Below are 16,826 nucleotides of genomic sequence, written 5' to 3' on the forward strand. Positions count from 1 at the left end.
ATCGAGACAATTTGCTACGCTATCGACCAGGCCTATCGGTCTCTGACAGCACGCGCGATCTAACCGAAGGCCCCACGATGGATCAACCTACAACGTCGCTCGCCGAAAAGCGCGAGTCCGCACTTTCGGTCTGGGCGCTGCCTACCCTCGAAGGCTGCGCGGTGCTGCTCTATTTCAGCCGCGACGCCTTCGCCGGCGTGTTTCGCTATTATGCGAGCCTCACGCATCTGGATGCCCTCTGGTTCGTTCCCGACTTGTTTGCATTCGCCTGCGTCGCGGCGTTCACGTACAGATATGCGTTCAAGCAGGGCAACATCATCGCCATCCTGCTCGTTCTCTATACGATCTTCGCGCTGTTTCTCGGCTGGGTGTTCCTGGGGGAGACGAAGGGGCTCGCCTCCTCGATGAAGATGATCGCGCCCGCTTTCGTCGGATTCTGCTTCTGCGGCCGCGAGTTCAAGGACCAGAAGCTGCTCCTGAACGTCATCTATTTTCTGTTCTTCGCGTCGATGATCGGGATCTTCTGGTCCGCGCATTCGCGGCTGCCGTGGGTCGCCTTCTCATACGAATCCTTCGGCGCGACCCGGACCGCGGCGCGGCTCTGGTGGACGGGCGGCGAAAGCCGCATCTCGGGGTTCGCTGCCGACAGCACCATGGCTGCGTATTTCGTGCTGATCACCTATGTGTTCACGTCGATTCGCAAGAGCGTGCTCTGGTGCCTGCTCTGGGCAGGTCCCGCCCTTTATGCGATCCAGGTTTCGACCAACAAGACCGCGCTGGGCGTCCTGGTGATCTACATCGGCGCCCTGCTGCTGGTTCGCGCGTTCGACGAACGCCATCGTTTCGCTGCGCTTCGCTCGCTCGCGCTCTGGTCCTTTGCCTGCCTGCTCGTCCCGCCGGCCTTGATGCTGGCGTTCAGCGGGACCAATCTCGGCAGAATCGCCAAGAGCCTGTACAGCCTGCAGGACCGCATCAACAACAGCTGGCAACTGCCGTTCGTCTACATGAACGACCTGATGCCGCTGGGATATTTCACCGGTTGTGGCCTCGGCTGCTTCAACTATCCCCAGCAGCTGTTCTCGAACAAGGTCAGCTACTACGTGCCGGTGGATAATTTCTACATCGGAACCTACCTGATGTTCGGTCCGATCTTCGTGCTCTTCGTGGTTTTCGTGATCATGGCCGTGGCCAGGACCCGCGACATCTACAAGCTCACCGCCATCTTTGTGATGAACTTCTACACCATAACCGTTCTCGGTTACGGCCCTGCGAGCGGTCTGCTGGTGATCACCATGGCGTTCAGTGAAGTTTTCGGCAAGGCGTCGCCGCTGCCGCGCGCGAACCGCAATGCCATGACACCGCCGCCGCAACTGCTGAAGGTTGCAAGCGGGTGATGGCTCTTCTCGAACGGCCATCGGGTCCGGAACGGGCGAAGGATCTCGCCAAGAGGATATCCGACGGCAGGCACAATATCTTCGCGCAGCACGGCTCCGCCGCCCAGGCCCGGCTCTTTGAACCGTCGATCCAGGGGCTGCGCGGCCTTGCCGCGCTCAGCGTCCTGCTCGTCCATCTCTATGACATGCCGCTCACGGCCGGCTTCCTGCCACAAGTGCCGTCGTGGTTCGATGCCATTATCGGAACTTTCGGCCGCGGGGTCGAAGTGTTCTTCATGATCAGCGGCTACCTGATCCCGGCGAGCCTCGTCCGGCATCAACTGGTCTCGAAATTCTTCCTCGACCGCTGCCTGCGCATCCTTCCCGTCTTTGTGATCCTTCATCTCGCCTTGTTCGTCGTCGGGCCGCTGGTCGGATACAAATTCTTCAAGGGGATCGACGCGCTGGAATATGTGAAGATCTTCCTCGCGAACCTGTTCTTCCTTCCCGACATCCTCAACCTGCCGCTCGGGCAGCAGAATGCATGGACGCTGACATACGAGTGGATCTTCTATCTGTGGTTCGCGGCGGCCTTCTATTTCGCGACGCGCTCCCGGCTGGTCACCGCCCTGCTCGTTGTGGCGGGCGTCGTCACCGTTCTCTGGTTTCCGATCTCGGCCTATTTCCTGATCGGATTCGCGCTAAGGGCGATCGACCTGCGTATCGGAGCCCGCGGCATATCGGGGCTGCTGCTCAGCGTCGCGTGCCTGGCGCTGATGTACATGCTGCTGGAGTATGTTCATCCGTTCCTGGGGCTGCTTCCAGGCCTCATCCTGTTTTCGACGGTCCTGAACCCGGCCTCGTCCTTCGCGCAGCTGATGTCGAAGGCCACACCACAATTCGTGGGCAAGATCAGCTACAGCCTGTATCTCGTTCACCCGTTCGCGCTCTACCCGCTGCAGGTCATCGGAGCACGGCTGGTTTCCCAGGGCTATTCACCCTGGATGGTCTGGCCCATGTTCGTCGTTGTCGGGCTGCTGACCTCCGTCATCGCCTCGACGATCACCTATGAGCTGATCGAGGTCCGGCTGCGGAATGCCATCGCAGCCCTGCTTGGCACGCACGATCGCAAGATCGCGGCCGAGGTCCAGGGTGCGGCCGCCGGCGACATGCGCGACCACGCCAGATCTTGATCGTCAGGTCTTGATCGTCAGGGGCGACGGCGTGAAGGATGCTTCACCTGGACTGCCTCGACGGGAAGCTTCTTGGCTGGTGCGGTACGCCGCTTTTTCGGCACGATGCTGGGCGAGATCGTCTCTGGCGGAGCGTCTTCACCGAACATCTCGATGTAATGCGCCAGAGGCATATAGCCTGCGTCGACAAGCGCCCTCGCGCTATCGCGCGTGAGTTTCGCCTTCATTCCTCCCTCCCCTTGGTTAACCCGGATCTTCTATTTTCACGCCTTTTGACCAGCCTAGGCCCGGAACGGTAAAAGGTGCGTTGACCATTTGCCCGGAATCCGGCAATCGCGCCGCGAAGGCTAAGATCGAATGAACGGCACGATCGGCCTTCGCCTGCGACGACCAGCCTTGCGCCGATGCGTCAGGAGGGAACCGTACGGGCTGAAACCCGGCCGTCCAGTTGGACTTTCGACGGACGGCGCATGGCCTCCCACCGCGCCAGCCGTGCCGGCTCTCGAGCTTCGCGATCGCGATGGAAGCCAGCCAGCCGATCGCCTCACGACACAGGCAAACGACAAGCCGGCACGCACGTCGCATCCGGGATGCCTCCCTGCATTCCGGCCGCGCGCGAAAACCCTCCGGCCGCTCTGAATCACGCCTCTCTATCCTGGCAACCGCGTGCCGGGACCTGACCTGAAAGCGCTCTTGCGCAATCGGTTCTGACAACGTCTCTGCCTGCGACGAGGCACAGCGGCTAAAACTTCGGCGGAGCAACGGACGATCGAACGTTTTCGCGCATAACGAGCAAACACTATTCCGCGCGATGACGCTTCGCCTTTGACACCGCTCGGATGATGTGCTTGCCCTGCGCCATCACGGATGATCGGTGCCCTGACAATGCAAGTCCCCCAGAAGCTGGTTGCCTTCGCGAATGTGCTCATTCGACTGGCGACGCTCGGGCTTCGATTCCTGCTGTCCTTCTACGTCATCAAATATCTCGGCTACGACGCGGCGGGTGTCTATGGGTTGACGGTCGGCGTGACCGGCCTTGCGCCGGCGGTGATCGGATGGGGCCTGAATTATTTCGTGGCGCGCGAGGTCGTCGGATTGTCGCCGGCTGAAGCTGCGATCCGGGTCAGGAATCGTCTGTTTGTCACAATCGTTTCGCTGAGCCTGGCTACGGTCCTGGCGGTAGTGCTGTCGTTCTACCTGCATCGGTCGATCACACCCCTCTACGCGCTGATCGCCGTCCTGGTGTGGCTCGAAACAATCGGGCTCGACCTGCATCTGCCGCTGATCGGCCTCGACAAGGCGATCGTCGCCAACGTGCTGGTTCTGCTTCGCTCCGCTGCCTGGATTCCCTTTGTCATCGGCCTCGGCCTGCTGTTCCCGCAATTCCGCTCGATCGAGACGGTGCTGTGCGCCTGGATCGTCTCGAACGTCTTTGCCCTTGTCGTGCTCGGCATCGTGGCCCGACAATGGAAGCTCGGCAGTGTGCTCTCGCGGGACGTCGATTTCGACTGGATCACCAACCGTCTCAAGAAATCCTGGCACATCTATGTGAGCGACGTCAGTCTCGTCGGGCTTATGTATCTCGACCGATACATCGTGAGCTTTTTCCTCGGACTGTCGGCGACGGGCATCTACACGTTCTTCTGGTCGCTCAGCAATTCGCTGCAGACGCTGGTATCGACCGCGGTCGTTCAAACCGCCCTGCCCGTTCTCGTGGCGACCTATGCAAGCGGCAATCGCGAGGCATGGCGCGAAGCCCTTCGCGTGGAATTCATCAAGGTCGTCTCGATTTCCACGGGCGCGGCCGTCGCCATTTTCGCGGCAAGCGAAGTCGCGTTGCGCTACATGGCCATGGAAGGGCTGAGCGAGCATCGGGGCCTGTTCCTGCTGCTGCTTGCGGCAGCCGTGCTGCGTTCGTGCTCAGACCTCGGCAATGTCGGTCTCCTCAGCACGAAAAAGGACGCGTCCTACGCTGCCATCAACACCATCGGGGTCTGTCTTTCGACCGCGATGACCTGCGTCGGCATTGTCGCCTACGGCCTTACGGGCGCGGGAATTGCAATTTTCCTGACCGCGATTATCCTGCTGCTCATGCGCGCCTGGTTCCTGGCAGGAGCGTTTCGCTCGGCCGGTGCGTCGCCCTCCTCCGACGGTGGCGCATGAGTGGAAACGAAGACCGCCTTGCCGACCAACGAGGCCATATGGATCTAGCCGGCGCCCAGGCGGCGCTGCGGAGCTCACATTGATGACCCAGAAGACCAAGATCGTCGACAAGATCAAAGAGGATCTTGCCCACTACGCCTCGCGCGAGCACACCCCGGTCACCCCGGCATTCGTTATACGCATGCTGTTGTTGACGCCGGGCTTTCAGTTCGTCTTTGCCTGGCGCATCCAGGAGGCACTCTTCCGCGTCCCGCTCGTCGGCAGGATTCTGCGCCGCATCGTCTGGTGGTTTTCGTGCCTGCTGTTCGGCTCGGAAATCGCCCTCGCAGCGAATGTCGACGGCGGCCTTTATATCCCGCATCCCTATGGAATCGTCGTCGGCGCCAGCGATATCGGAAAGCGCGTGACGCTGCTGCAGCACATCACGATCGGCCGAAAGGACCACTCCGACCGGGGCAGGCCGCGGATCGAGGATGGGGCTTCCCTGATGGCCGGATGCGTCGTCCTCGGCAGCATCACCATCGGCAGCAATTCCATGATCGGCGCGAATGCGGTCGTGCTCAAGGACGTGCCGCCCAATTCCATCGCGGTCGGCGCTCCCGCCAAGATCCTGCCGCGCTCCGACGTTTCACCGAAGTCCGAGGACGCGTTGCAAGGCCTGGCGCCGGAAGCCGCCTAGCGCGACGACGCCGCCCGACCGACGTCCGCGGCCGGCAGCGCGTCGTCCGGTCTCGACGTGCGGATGATGCGCGCAGGCGCGCCCACGACCGTGGCAAAGTCCGGCACGTCTGACAGCACCACCGAATGCGCCGCGACGATTGCGTTGCGTCCGATCCTGATCGGGCCGAGCAATGTCGCGCCGGCGTAGATCACCGCACCATCGCCGATCGACGGGTAGGCGTCGACCTCATGCGAGGCCCGGCCGAGCGTGACGCCCTGGTAAATCGTGACGTCGGTTCCGATCACACTGCCTTCGCCGATCACGACACCGACCGGGTGCGGCAGACACAGGCCGGCTCCGAGCCGTGCGGTTGGGGCAATGTAGCATCCGTAATTCCTGACGGTGGACCGCCAGACCAGCCGCGAAAGCAGCCTGCCAACCTTGCCCCGGGCGTTCAGCCAAGAGGCGAGCCTCGCGCGTGACATGAGGGCGAAGCCGGGTGACGTGACGTAAGCGATCAACGCGCCCTTCAGACCGTTACGCGCGGCGTTTCGCTTGAGATCCTGTCTCCACATGCTCATTCATCACCCTGCTGGACGGTTCGTGCCGATCTTGCGACCGGCCTCGGAACAATGATGTAGCAAGTTCCACACGCTTTCCAAGCATCCATTGTTATGCAGACATCCTTCAATGCTTCGTCGTTGTGCAAGCAAGACGCAGACGATCTTGCGCCGTCACGACAACGGCGACATGAAACACGCAATGAACATCTGGCCAACAACACTTGAACAACGCGCGGCCTGAATTGCGTGATCGATTCACAAGTCGATGCGACACGGCCGACCAGGAACGAAGCATCTGCCGGCTTTTTCATCGCAACCGACATCGTCGTTGTACGTGAGAGGTGCGGGTTCCATGACGGTGCCGTGCGAACGAGCAGATGCGCGCGTTGCGGAACCGTCGCGCACACGTTTGCCGCTGCGACGCTCACGCGATCATCGCGCTCATCGAAACAGTGCGACAAAAAGTAATTCCAATCTCTTCAAACATGAAAACTTCCAAGTTGCGTGAGAGAGGTGAATGAAAGCCTTCAACTTGGAATCGCATCATGACGACGACCAGTACATCTTCCGCCGTCCTCTCCGCTCATGCATTCGTCGATTCAATCGCAGTCAATGCGCACGCGGCCTACTCGGCGGCATCCTCGTACGGAACCTACGCCAACTCGAGCCTCATCATCGATGGCCTGCGCTATCTCGGCGTCACGACCGTCCGGGATTCGCTGCCGACGGACCCGTCCGCAATCCCCGTGGTCGATGCGCTTGCCGCGGCCGGCGTGAAGTTCGACTTCGTCGTGACGTCCAATCTGCCGGCTTCGGGTTCGGCAGGAATTGCTCAATTCCTCGCTTCCCTCGGCAGCTTCAAGGCAATATATCCCAACAGCGTCATCGCGATCGAAGGTCTCAACGAGGCCAATATCCAGGCCTTTAGCTACAACGGCAGCTCCTCCCTCCATGCTGCCGCCGAGTTTCAGAAGGCCCTCTACACGGCCGTCAAGGCCGATGCACATCTCGGCGACGTCGCCGTCTACAACCTGACGCTGGGACTGAACGACGAGAAGGGCTACGCCAAGCTCGGCGACCTCTCGAACTATTCCGACTTTTCCAATGCCCACGCCTACGTGGCGACAACCACACCCGAGAACTACGGCATCAAGTTCGCCGTCGACCTCGCGGCCACCAGCTCACGCAACAACCCTTCCGTCATCACCGAGACGGGTTACACCACGCTGGCGAGCTACAATGGCCTCGGCGTCGACCAGTTGGTGCAGGCCAAGTCCATCCTGAATTCGCTCGTCGATGCCTTCAGGAACGGCGTCACCACGACGTATCTGTACCAGTTGCTCGACCACGGCAGCAGCTCCGACCCTGAAGGCAAGTTCGGCCTTTTCAATACGGACGGCACGCCGAAGCTGGCCGCGACTGCGATCCACAATCTGACGTCACTCCTCGCCGACGATGGCGACGGCGGCCGCACGCCCACCAAGGCGCTCGGCTATACGATCGACAATCTGCCCGCGACGGGCAACAGCATGGTCCTCGGCAAGAGCAATGGAGCCTATGAGCTGGTGGTTTGGGCCGAACCGCAGCTCTGGAACGACGCCAAGGACGTCGAGATTGCGAACCCGACGAAGCAGGCCAAGGTTCACCTGAACAGCGTACACAAAACCGTCACGATCTATGACCCACTCAAGAGCGGGAAGCCGATCGCGACCTACAGCAACGTCCAGGATTTCACCGTCCCGGTGAGCGACCATCCGCTCATCATCGAGATCGACGCCCCCGCGCCCTCGGCGCCGCCGCCTCCCGTGACCGACGTCACCGGCACCGCGGCCGAAATCGTGGCCGACCTGTCCGATCTCAATGCCGCCGGAACCGTCAAATCCATCACGCTGACCGACACCCATGTTCTTGCCGTGTCGACGAAAGAGACCATGGATTACATGATCTCGCACTATGGCGGCGTGCTTTCGACGATCAAGGGCGGCTATTCGTTCGCAGTGACCACCTCGGCGTCCACCTGGAGCCTCACCGAGAATTACGATTCGACCGGCAAGCTCACGTCGACCGAGCAGGTGGCCTATCAATCCGGTCTCCCGGTCTACGATCTCGTGACCTACGCGGACGGATCAACCGCTGAATCGTCCTATGCAAAGGGGATCAAGACGACGACGACCGTCACCCATACCGACAAGTCGAAGGACATCTTCGTCTATGGAATCACGGGTCAACCCTATGTCACCGAGGTGACACACAAATCCGCGTCGGGCGCCGTGACCGGGAAGACCTATATCGCCGCCGACGGAAGCTCGACCGACGAGCATTACAATTCGTCCGGCACGCTCGTGTCGGAAACCAAGACGAACGCCGACGGCTCGTCGAGCACCACGCTCTTCAATGCGGGTGTCAAGACAGCTATGTTCGTCACCCATACCGACCATTCGAACGACAATTTCTTCTACAACATCAAGGGAAAGAGCTATGTGGCGGAGGTTGTGCACGTCGACGCCAACGGCGTTGTCACATCCGTCGTCCGGACCCACGCGGACGGAACCCTGGACTACACCGAGACGCGCAGCGCCGACGGCACGACGACATCGACCAGCTTCGATGCCAAGGGCGTGAAGATCGCCGAGGCGATCTCGCATCCCGACGGGACCAAGGACATCTACGCGCTGAACATCAAGCAAAAGGCCTACGTGACCGAGCACAGCGGATTCGACGCGGCGGGTCACCTTGTGCTGTTCGAGCGGCTGCATGCCGACGGCAGCTACGCGCAGAAGGTCACGATTGCTGACGGCATCAAGACCACCGACAATTTCGATCCCGCCGGCGCGCTCCTCAGCGAAACCGTGGCCGTCGCGGGTGGCGCCAGAACGACGACGTTCTTCAGCGACGGCCTCAAGACGAAGATGTACGTCACGAACGCCGATCACAGTCAGGACAACTACGCGTTCGACATCAAGGGCCAGCCCTACGAGAACATCGTCCAGCACGTCGACGCATCGGGGCAATTGACGTCGATCGTCCGCACGCATGCCGATGGCACCCTCGAATCCACCGAGGTCATCGACTCACAGGGCACGAAGACCGGCACGCAGTACGACGAGCACGGCCAGAAGATCGCCCAGACGGGGCACCATACGAATGGCTCGTTGGTCCACGAATTGTTCAATGCCGCCGGGGCGATCACGCAGGAGATCGTCAAGATCGCGGATGGACCGACCTCGACGTCCCTCTTCACGGACGGCGTGAAAACCAAGATGTACGTGCTGCACGCCGACAACAGCCAGGACAATTATGCCTATGGCGTCGCCGGCCAGTCATACGTAGACATCGTTCAGCACGTCGACCCCGCCGGCAAGCTGACGTCGGCGACGCGCACCCATGCCGACGGATCGCTCGACTACACCTTCAAGGCGGGCGCGGACGGCAGCACGACCGCGACCTACTACGACGACGCCGGCCAGCTGGCGTCCAAGGTCGTCACCCAGAGCAGCGGCGTGAAGGACGTCTATACCTTCCTGTCGTCCGGCGTGCAGGACAAGACCTACAACGCCTCGGGCGTCCTGCAGAAGACCGATTTGCTCAAGACCGACGGCACGCATGTCGAGACGGCGAATGCAGCCGGCGTCACGCTGAAGGGCGGCAGCGGCGACGACGTGTTCACGGCGGCGGCTTCGACGACGTTCGTCTTCAACGGCGGCAACGATCAGATCTCCGGCTTCCACGCCGGCGCCGCTGCGAACCACGACGTCATCCAGCTGTCCAAATCGTTCGCACCCGACTTCGCTCATCTGAACATCACACAGGCGGGAGCAGACGCGATCGTCCATCTGGGCGATGGCGCTTCGATTCTGCTCGCGCATGTCAATTCGACCAGTCTTACGCACGACAATTTCCTGCTCGTGTAGGCTGCACGGATCGCGCGAGACTGCCTCTCGATCCGGCACTTGTCGCTCTTCTGTCATTTCGCGCGCCGGTAAGCGCGCGAAGTGCCGTTATATTCGCGTTGCAATCATACGAACGGAAATATAGAGAATGACCCGTGAACGGCGGGTCGAATGGCGTGACCATTCGAGGCCGAGTTGGTGCCTACGTATACGATCCAGAGATCAGCAAAGGGTGGACCAGGAAGCCGCATCCTGCAAAATTCAGCGGGGGCGCTGAATTGCCACAAAGCTCGTTTTGGTTAAGTCTGTCAGCGAAGGATGCTCGGCCCGCACTGGGCTTGCCCGGGGTGGAAGCAGGAATATCGTTGAAGACCGGGTGTTTGTTGTGTGGGTTGCATATGTCTCCATCAAGTCAATTTCCGAATGACGTCTGATTCCCCTCGGCTGAAGATCATCCACGTTGCCGAGACTATCCGCGGTGGGATCGCGACCTATTTTACCGAGTTGCACGCGCTTCAATGCCAGACTTTCGGCAAGGAGAACGTGTGCTATATCGTGCCGTCGGACCATCGGGCCGACCTGATCGGGATTGCAGACTCCAATATCGTCGCCTTTGACCGCTCGGGCCGGAATTTGCCCAGCCTGCTGAGGCTCGCGCTCGAGACCATGCGGCAGGTGCAGATCACCAAGCCGGATATCGTGCACGTTCACTCCACGCTCGCGGGCCTGATCGTGCGGACGGCGTTCGTTTTCATGCGCAAACGCCCTGCCATCGTTTACTGCGCGCATGGCTGGGCCTTTTCCCGCGAAACCTCGCGCTTCAGCAACGCCGTCGCCAAGCTGGCGGAGCGGTTGCTCGCCAAGGTCACCGACAGAATCATCTGCATCTCGCAGAACGAGTACGCCGCCGCCCGCGACGCCGGCATCCCGGAAAGCCAGCTCAGCCTCGTCCTGAGCGGAATGCGAAACGAACGCCCAAATATCAGCCATGATGACGCCGGTTGGAGCACGTCGAAGCTGAAGGTGCTGTTTATCGGGCGCCTTGACCGTCAAAAAGGATATGACTTCCTGATCGAGGCTGCGCAGCAGCTCGAGTCGTCGATTGACGTCCGAATGATCGGATCCGCGGTCGTCAGCGAAGAAGGCAACCACAACATGCCTTCGAATGTCACCCTTCTGGGCTGGCTCGCGCGCACGGACATCGAGGCCCAGCTCGACCAGGCAGACCTCTGCGTGATTCCATCGCGATGGGAAGCCTTCGGCTTTGTCGCGCTGGAGGCAATGCGCGCCCACAAGGCGATCCTTGCATTTCGGGCAGGCGCGCTGCCGGAAATCGTCGAAGACGGAACGACTGGCTTGATCTGCGATCCCGCCGGAACGAAGGCACTTGTGGCGGGACTGAGGCGAGCATCAACACATGTTAATTTGAGAGCGTTGGGCGAAGCTGGTTACGAACGTTTTGTGTCGGTGTTCAGTATCGACAGAACGCATCATGAGCTGCTTAAAGTTTACGCAGCAGTGATCACGACATCGCCGAAACATCTGGCCAAGTTTGTCTTCTAGCGCAACGAAGTGGCCCGAATGCAACAGTGACTTTCAATGGTCCGTTGCTACCTCATCCAGACTTGGTCTCAATTGGTGCGACTGCTAAGAACTTCAAGCAGGCTAAGAGTGAGATAGGACGCGCGTTTTGTTGGCATCGATTTTCAGATTTTCTCCCACGCTTGCGATCTCTGCCATTTGCTTGGCCGGCTGCGCGGGGTTTACGCCACAAGATGCGCCGAACGGGGCTTCAGTCGTCACCAATGCGGCGCTGACGGTCGCGCCCAGCCCGCCTGTGCCTTACGCGCTGCTCGCGGTCGATCCGAATATCCTGAAGTCGGCAAATTCGATCAGCGATCATGTCAGCGGCAATTTCCGCAATCTGCCGGGTGGTGACTACAAGGACATCACCATCGGCGTCGGCGATATCGTCACCGTCACCGTGTTCGAAGCCCAGTCGGGCGGCCTCTTCATTCCGCGCGAGGCCAGCGTCCGGCCCGGCAACTTCGTTGACATCCCGCGCCAGCAGGTCGACCAGTCCGGCAACATCACCGTGCCCTATGCCGGCACGATCAAGGCTGCAGGCCTGACCGCCCGTGCGGTGGCCGACATCGTTCGCGAGCGGATCAGGAATCGCGCGATCGATCCGCAGGCGGTCGTTTCCGTCGTCGAACAGCGCGGCAACCAGATCAGCGTGCTCGGCGAGGTCAATGCGCCGCTCCGATTCCCGGTCGATCCGGGCGGAATTCGCGTGATGGGCGCTATCGCGCGTGCCGGCGGCCCGAAATATCCGTCGTGGGAAACCAAGGTCAAGATCAAGCGCGGCAGCAAGACGTATACCGAGACGATGAGCTCGATCGTGCGTCATCCCGAAGAGGATGCGTTCCTCGCGCCGGGCGACGTCGTCTATCTGTCACGGGAACCGCGGGTGTTCATGGTCTTCGGATCGACGCCTTCGCCTGGCTCGATCGGCGGCACCAACAATCGCAGGTTCACGTTCGAAAACGACCGGATGACGCTGGCTGAAGCGATCGCGAAGGCCGGCGGCCTCGACGGCGCGCGCGCCAATTCGCCTTCGGTCTACGTTCTTCGACTCGAGCCGCGCAATCTGCTCAAGTCCGCCGGAATCGACGTGCAGCGCTTCCCCGGCGAACTGGTTCCGACGGTCTACAACTTTGACTGGAGCAAGCCGGACGGGTTGTTCTTCGCCGACTCCTTCCAGATCCGCGATCACGACGCCATCGTGGTGTCAGAATCGCCGAGCACAGAGCTGATCAAGTTCTTCTCGCTGATGCTCGCCGGAACGGACACGGCCGTTAACGTTCAGACGCTGACGCGATAACAGACACAAACTGGTGATACGGGGAACGCGGCGCTGCAATCATGCAGCGCCGCGTTCGCTTCCAGTACTCCTGGTTGTGCGTCGCTCTGCTGCCTCATTTCATTGTGACTGAGCGGCGAACCAAGCACGTGGCCCGGATACTGCAAGATGGCCCGGGCACGTCATAAAAAGGCGCTGGGTCTGCAGCTAAACGAACCCGGATCCGCTGATCTTCTGGAGCTTGAACGTATGCGCATTCTGGTCGTCTCGGCCATGTTTCCTCCGAATGTGCTCGGTGGTGCTGAAATCTCTGCTTTCAACCTCTCGTCCTGGCTCCTGAAGCAGGGACATGAAATCGGCGTACTCACGGCTGCAAAGTCGCGCGAAGAGGAGAAGTTCGGCGAGCTGGTCGACGGCATGAGACTCTGGAGCATCTACATGCCGCGCCCCTACCCGATCTACAAACAGGGGCGCGTCGACGAGACCTATTTGAAGCCGTTGTGGCATCTGCAAGACCACCTCGACCCGAGAAATGGACGCATCGTCGGCCGCGTGCTCGACGAGTTCAAACCCGAGTTCTGCAATGTGCACTATCTGACCGGCATCGGACACAACGTCCTGCAGGAGTTCGCCAAGCGCGATCTGCCGATGATGTACGTGATGCCGGACCTGGCGCTGTCCTGTCTGCGGCTGACGATGTTCGTCGACGGCAAGACCTGCGAAACGCAGTGCGGCGTCTGCAAGCTGTCGGCGGGCGTGAAGCGGCGCGGCATTCTGTCGATGCGCCGAATCGGCTTCTGCTCGCCGTCGCGCGCCAATCTCGAGCGGAATGCCGAGTTTCAGCCGCTCAAGCAATTTCCGACCGCTCACATTCTCAACGCGAACAAGTACCCGACGCCAACGGTCCAGCGCGTCGAGTCCGAGGCGGTCCGCTTCGTCTACGCCGGGCGTCTGCACGAGGCCAAGGGAATTGATTGTCTGCTGGAAGCCGCCGAGGGGCTGGTGGATCGCTGGCCGTTCACCTTCACGATCGTCGGCGGCGGCGGACATGAGCCTGCCTTGCGCAAGAGGTTTGGCCATCATCCGTGGATCAGCTTCACGGGCCACGTTCCGCTGCAGGAGGCCATCAATCACATCGCGACGAGCGACGTGCTTTGCATTCCCTCGATCTGGCTGGAGAACTCGCCGGGCGTCGTCATTCAGGCCCTCGGCGTCGGCGTTCCCGTGATCGGCAGCAATTTCGGCGGAATCCCCGAGCTGGTCGAGCACGATGAAACGGGACTGCTGTTGCCGCCGGGAGACGTCCAGGCCTGGCGCGACGGCCTCGAAAAGGTCTTGTCGGACCGCGACACGCTTCGCCGCTACCAGGCCAACGCGATGGGGCGCGCCGGCGAATTCGATCAGGACTATCTGGGCGCAAAATACCTGAAGTTCATCGACGAGATTCGCAACTTCCGCGGACATGCGAGCCAATGAGGCTGATGAAAATCTTGACCGGCAAGCCTGCCCATGAGGCTACGGCGTCGCATCCGGCACGCCGCGGCGCGCCGGTCTCTGCGGTGCTGCGTCGTGGCGTCGCATGGGGCCTGTTGTTCGGCATCACGATTGCCGGTGCCGATCGCGCCGTGGCTGCGGAGAAGACCGTCACTCTGGCGCCGGTCGCTCGCACCAATCCGTCAGGCACGCTGCTGATCGGATCAAACATCCATTTTGGCCTCGTCCGCACGCTCGGCTACGATTCCGCAAGCACGGCGCTGCATGAGCTGGCACAGATCGGGGCTGCATCGTATCGCGACTACCTGCCCTGGCAGTCCTTCAGCTTCCCGCCGCAAGGACCGGTCCTCGTCAAGTCGCAGCGGCTGATGAATTTCATGCCGCAAACGAAATTGAAGCCTGTCCTCAATGTCGGGGCCGCAAACTCGTCCGTGCCGGGCGGCGTTCCGCCGATCTCCAATGACGCGCTCGGCGTATTCGATGCCTATCTCAAGAAAGTCGTCGAGGTGACACGGCCATTTGATCCGATCTACGAGATCTGGAACGAGTGGAATATCGACATCGGCACGGGCACGCGCCTGCCGAGGCTGGTGGGCGAAGGGCCGGACAGCGATCCCCGATCGGCGGTCAACTATGTCCGCGTCGCAAATTCCGGAGTTCGAGCCCTCAAGAGCGCCAATCCGCATGCTCAGGTGATTGTCGGAGCGGTCGGAGACGACATCGACTGGAAATGGACGAGGGCCATTGTCCGCGACGGCGTCCTGAACGGCGCCGATGGCCTGTCCGTTCATCTCTACAATCATTGCCTGAAGCCGCAAAACAGGACCGCCACCGAACTGATCGGCCGGGTCAAGCGTTTGCAACAGGAACTGATGCATGATCGCGGCGGGGCCGTCACGCCGATCTACGTCACCGAATTCAGCTGGCCGACCTCCAATGAACCGTGTGGGGTACCACCCCTCGTTGCCGGCAACAATTTCGCGCAATTCATCATGCAGAGCGCCGCGATCCCGTGGATCAAGGGCATCTGGGTGCATGAATTGAAGAACATCGGCCCCAGTCCGACGGACAGGGAGAACAATTTCGGGCTCTATACGTTCACCGACGAGCCGAAGCCGGCCGCCTGCTTCGTACGTGAAGCAACGGACCTGGTTCGCGGGGCCGATCACGTCGACATCCAGGAACCGCTCCCGGACGTGTTCGTTTTCAGGGCGCGACGCGGCGCGCGGCAAAGCGTCGTTCTCTGGTCCTCGGGCTCGACCGTGAAGGCACGATACGCCCTGGCCAGCCTGACTGAGGCATCTGGACGGCGGATGTGCGACGAGACCACGCCGGCCGCGGGCCCTCAGGGCGACGTGGGACCAAATCCGATCGTCTACGACCTGGATGCGTCCGCACCGGTCACCATTCGGGTGCTGAACTGATGCTGTCGCGAAACCGCCCTCGAAAGAGACCTCAGCTCATTGTTGGCACGATCAAAGTCAAGCGAAGCAATGCCCAGTGAACTCACCATTCCGCTGTTTGCGATACATCATCACAAGATCGGCGGCACTGAATCGGCGATCTACAACCTCATTCACGGACTCGACAAGGCGAAGGCCGCGTTGACGCTCGCGTTTTCCGATCCGGGCCGCCTGTCGCCCGAATTCCTGCGATGGATGGCGAAGAGCCCTGCCATCGCGCAGCAGCGGCAATACCCGCTTCCCGGCAAGAACAGCCGCTTCGCCGAGGAACTCCTGTTCGAATGGCGAAGGTCGGGGAACGGCTGGGCGGTCTATCCGAACTATTTCCTTCCGCCGCGGCGCCCCGGCAGCCGGGCGAAATCGGCCGTGATCCTCCACGACATCCAGTACAAGGTGCTGCCGCAGTACCATTCCAGCAAGAGGAAGGCCTGGCTCGACTTCTATCTCCCGCGCATGTTCCAGACGGCGGACCTCGTGTTCCTGATCTCCAATTCCGAGAAGGAATATGTTCGCCAGCATTTCGGCGACGCGGCGGCCGACAAGTGCAAGGTGATCTACAACGCCATCGAGTGGGCCCGGCTCGAGCAGGGCGAAATCAGCGAGGCAACCCGCAAGCTTGCGGGCCGGCCTTACATCCTCACCGTCAGCCATCCCTTCCCGCACAAGAACCTGGGCGTCCTCATCAAGGCTTTCGACCGGGTGGCCCAATCGAATCCCGAGATCGAACTGTATCTCGCCGGCAAGGCCTCGGACGAGAAGACGCGTCTGATCCGCGAGAATGCGAGTGAGAAGACCGCGGCCCGCATCGTGATGACGGGTATCTTGTCGGATGCAGATCTCGGCGAACTCTACCGAAACGCCCGGCTCTTCGTCTTGCCCTCTCTCTACGAGGGCTTCGGCATGCCGGCGGCGGAGGCGATGGGCTTCGGGGTGCCGACGCTGGTCAGTGGCGTGACATCGCTTCCCGAAGCAACCCTGGGCAAGGCGGAATACGTCGCCGATCCCACCAATGTCGACGCGTGGGCGGAACAGATGACCGCTTGTTTGAATTCCGGCGAACGTCTGTCCACAGAGACCGTCGCCGAAGTCCGAGATGCGTTTGCACCTCACAGGGTTGCGCAGTCGCTTCTTCAGAATCTGGATTAGTGCATGTTAGTCGTGCA

Annotated in this window: 12 protein-coding genes; 10 read left to right on the forward strand and 2 right to left on the reverse strand. The window is 61.0% G+C overall.

Annotation, left to right across the window (positions count from 1 at the left end):
• Window positions 1-77 precede the first annotated feature (77 nt).
• A complete protein-coding gene (locus tag JQ617_RS28325; protein WP_212029190.1) occupies window positions 78-1,394 on the forward strand; it encodes a hypothetical protein in 1,317 nt (438 codons plus the stop codon).
• Complete coding sequence (locus JQ617_RS28330; RefSeq protein ID WP_212029191.1) at window positions 1,394-2,566, forward strand: acyltransferase family protein; 1,173 nt, start codon at window positions 1,394-1,396, stop codon at window positions 2,564-2,566. Before JQ617_RS28325 ends, JQ617_RS28330 begins: the two co-directional genes overlap by 1 nt.
• A gap of 17 nt (window positions 2,567-2,583) precedes the next feature.
• Here the strand turns inward: JQ617_RS28330 and JQ617_RS28335 are convergent, their stop codons facing one another.
• Window positions 2,584-2,793, reverse strand: coding sequence for a hypothetical protein (locus JQ617_RS28335; RefSeq protein WP_212029192.1), 210 nt, complete (start codon window positions 2,791-2,793; stop codon window positions 2,584-2,586).
• A 658-nt stretch (window positions 2,794-3,451) separates the two neighbouring features.
• On the opposite strand from JQ617_RS28335, the gene JQ617_RS28340 reads away from it, so the two are divergent.
• Both JQ617_RS28340 and epsC read left to right on the forward strand, forming a co-directional pair.
• A complete protein-coding gene (locus JQ617_RS28340) occupies window positions 3,452-4,729 on the forward strand; it encodes a lipopolysaccharide biosynthesis protein (protein WP_212029193.1) in 1,278 nt (425 codons plus the stop codon).
• Window positions 4,730-4,811: 82 nt separating this feature from the next.
• The gene (epsC, locus tag JQ617_RS28345; protein WP_063692235.1) at window positions 4,812-5,408 is read left to right on the forward strand and encodes a serine O-acetyltransferase EpsC; all 597 of its coding nucleotides are present in this window, start codon (window positions 4,812-4,814) and stop codon (window positions 5,406-5,408) included.
• Here the strand turns inward: epsC and JQ617_RS40280 are convergent.
• Window positions 5,405-5,971, reverse strand: a complete 567-nt coding sequence (locus JQ617_RS40280; protein ID WP_283842091.1) for a serine O-acetyltransferase — start codon at window positions 5,969-5,971, stop codon at window positions 5,405-5,407. The genes epsC and JQ617_RS40280 overlap by 4 nt on opposite strands.
• 527 nt (window positions 5,972-6,498) lie before the next feature.
• On the opposite strand from JQ617_RS40280, the gene JQ617_RS28355 reads away from it, so the two are divergent.
• The 6 genes from JQ617_RS28355 to JQ617_RS28380 all read left to right on the forward strand — a co-directional run bounded on the left by JQ617_RS28355 (window position 6,499) and on the right by JQ617_RS28380 (window position 16,809).
• Window positions 6,499-9,864, forward strand: a complete 3,366-nt coding sequence (locus JQ617_RS28355) for an RHS repeat domain-containing protein (RefSeq protein WP_212029194.1) — start codon at window positions 6,499-6,501, stop codon at window positions 9,862-9,864.
• 402 nt (window positions 9,865-10,266) lie between these two features.
• Window positions 10,267-11,406 carry a glycosyltransferase gene (locus JQ617_RS28360; RefSeq protein ID WP_249157641.1) on the forward strand — a complete coding sequence of 380 codons (1,140 nt, stop codon included), beginning with the start codon at window positions 10,267-10,269 and terminating at the stop codon, window positions 11,404-11,406.
• Between the two features lie 181 nt (window positions 11,407-11,587).
• Window positions 11,588-12,727: a polysaccharide biosynthesis/export family protein gene (locus tag JQ617_RS28365; protein ID WP_249157642.1), complete on the forward strand. Its 1,140-nt coding sequence runs from the start codon at window positions 11,588-11,590 to the stop codon at window positions 12,725-12,727.
• Window positions 12,728-12,955: 228 nt separating this feature from the next.
• Window positions 12,956-14,182 carry a glycosyltransferase gene (locus JQ617_RS28370; RefSeq protein ID WP_212029196.1) on the forward strand — a complete coding sequence of 409 codons (1,227 nt, stop codon included), beginning with the start codon at window positions 12,956-12,958 and terminating at the stop codon, window positions 14,180-14,182.
• 5 nt (window positions 14,183-14,187) lie between these two features.
• The gene (locus JQ617_RS28375) at window positions 14,188-15,624 is read left to right on the forward strand and encodes a hypothetical protein (RefSeq protein ID WP_212029197.1); all 1,437 of its coding nucleotides are present in this window, start codon (window positions 14,188-14,190) and stop codon (window positions 15,622-15,624) included.
• A gap of 69 nt (window positions 15,625-15,693) precedes the next feature.
• Window positions 15,694-16,809, forward strand: a complete 1,116-nt coding sequence (locus JQ617_RS28380) for a glycosyltransferase family 4 protein (RefSeq protein WP_212029198.1) — start codon at window positions 15,694-15,696, stop codon at window positions 16,807-16,809.
• Window positions 16,810-16,826: the final 17 nt, after the last annotated feature.

Source organism: Bradyrhizobium sp. KB893862 SZCCT0404, from assembly GCF_018130885.1.
Classification (GTDB): domain Bacteria; phylum Pseudomonadota; class Alphaproteobacteria; order Rhizobiales; family Xanthobacteraceae; genus Bradyrhizobium; species Bradyrhizobium stylosanthis.

Excerpts from the sequence above, each read along its gene's own strand:
- JQ617_RS28325 (WP_212029190.1), top strand. The coding sequence starts at position 78 with ATGGATCAACCTACAACGTCGCTCGCCGAAAAGCGCGAGTCCGCACTT.
- JQ617_RS28330 (WP_212029191.1), top strand. The coding sequence starts at position 1,394 with ATGGCTCTTCTCGAACGGCCATCGGGTCCGGAACGGGCGAAGGATCTC.
- JQ617_RS28335 (WP_212029192.1), bottom strand. The coding sequence starts at position 2,793 with ATGAAGGCGAAACTCACGCGCGATAGCGCGAGGGCGCTTGTCGACGCA.
- JQ617_RS28340 (WP_212029193.1), top strand. The coding sequence starts at position 3,452 with ATGCAAGTCCCCCAGAAGCTGGTTGCCTTCGCGAATGTGCTCATTCGA.
- epsC (WP_063692235.1), top strand. The coding sequence starts at position 4,812 with ATGACCCAGAAGACCAAGATCGTCGACAAGATCAAAGAGGATCTTGCC.
- JQ617_RS40280 (WP_283842091.1), bottom strand. The coding sequence starts at position 5,971 with ATGAGCATGTGGAGACAGGATCTCAAGCGAAACGCCGCGCGTAACGGT.
- JQ617_RS28355 (WP_212029194.1), top strand. The coding sequence starts at position 6,499 with ATGACGACGACCAGTACATCTTCCGCCGTCCTCTCCGCTCATGCATTC.
- JQ617_RS28360 (WP_249157641.1), top strand. The coding sequence starts at position 10,267 with ATGACGTCTGATTCCCCTCGGCTGAAGATCATCCACGTTGCCGAGACT.
- JQ617_RS28370 (WP_212029196.1), top strand. The coding sequence starts at position 12,956 with ATGCGCATTCTGGTCGTCTCGGCCATGTTTCCTCCGAATGTGCTCGGT.
- JQ617_RS28375 (WP_212029197.1), top strand. The coding sequence starts at position 14,188 with ATGAAAATCTTGACCGGCAAGCCTGCCCATGAGGCTACGGCGTCGCAT.
- JQ617_RS28380 (WP_212029198.1), top strand. The coding sequence starts at position 15,694 with ATGCCCAGTGAACTCACCATTCCGCTGTTTGCGATACATCATCACAAG.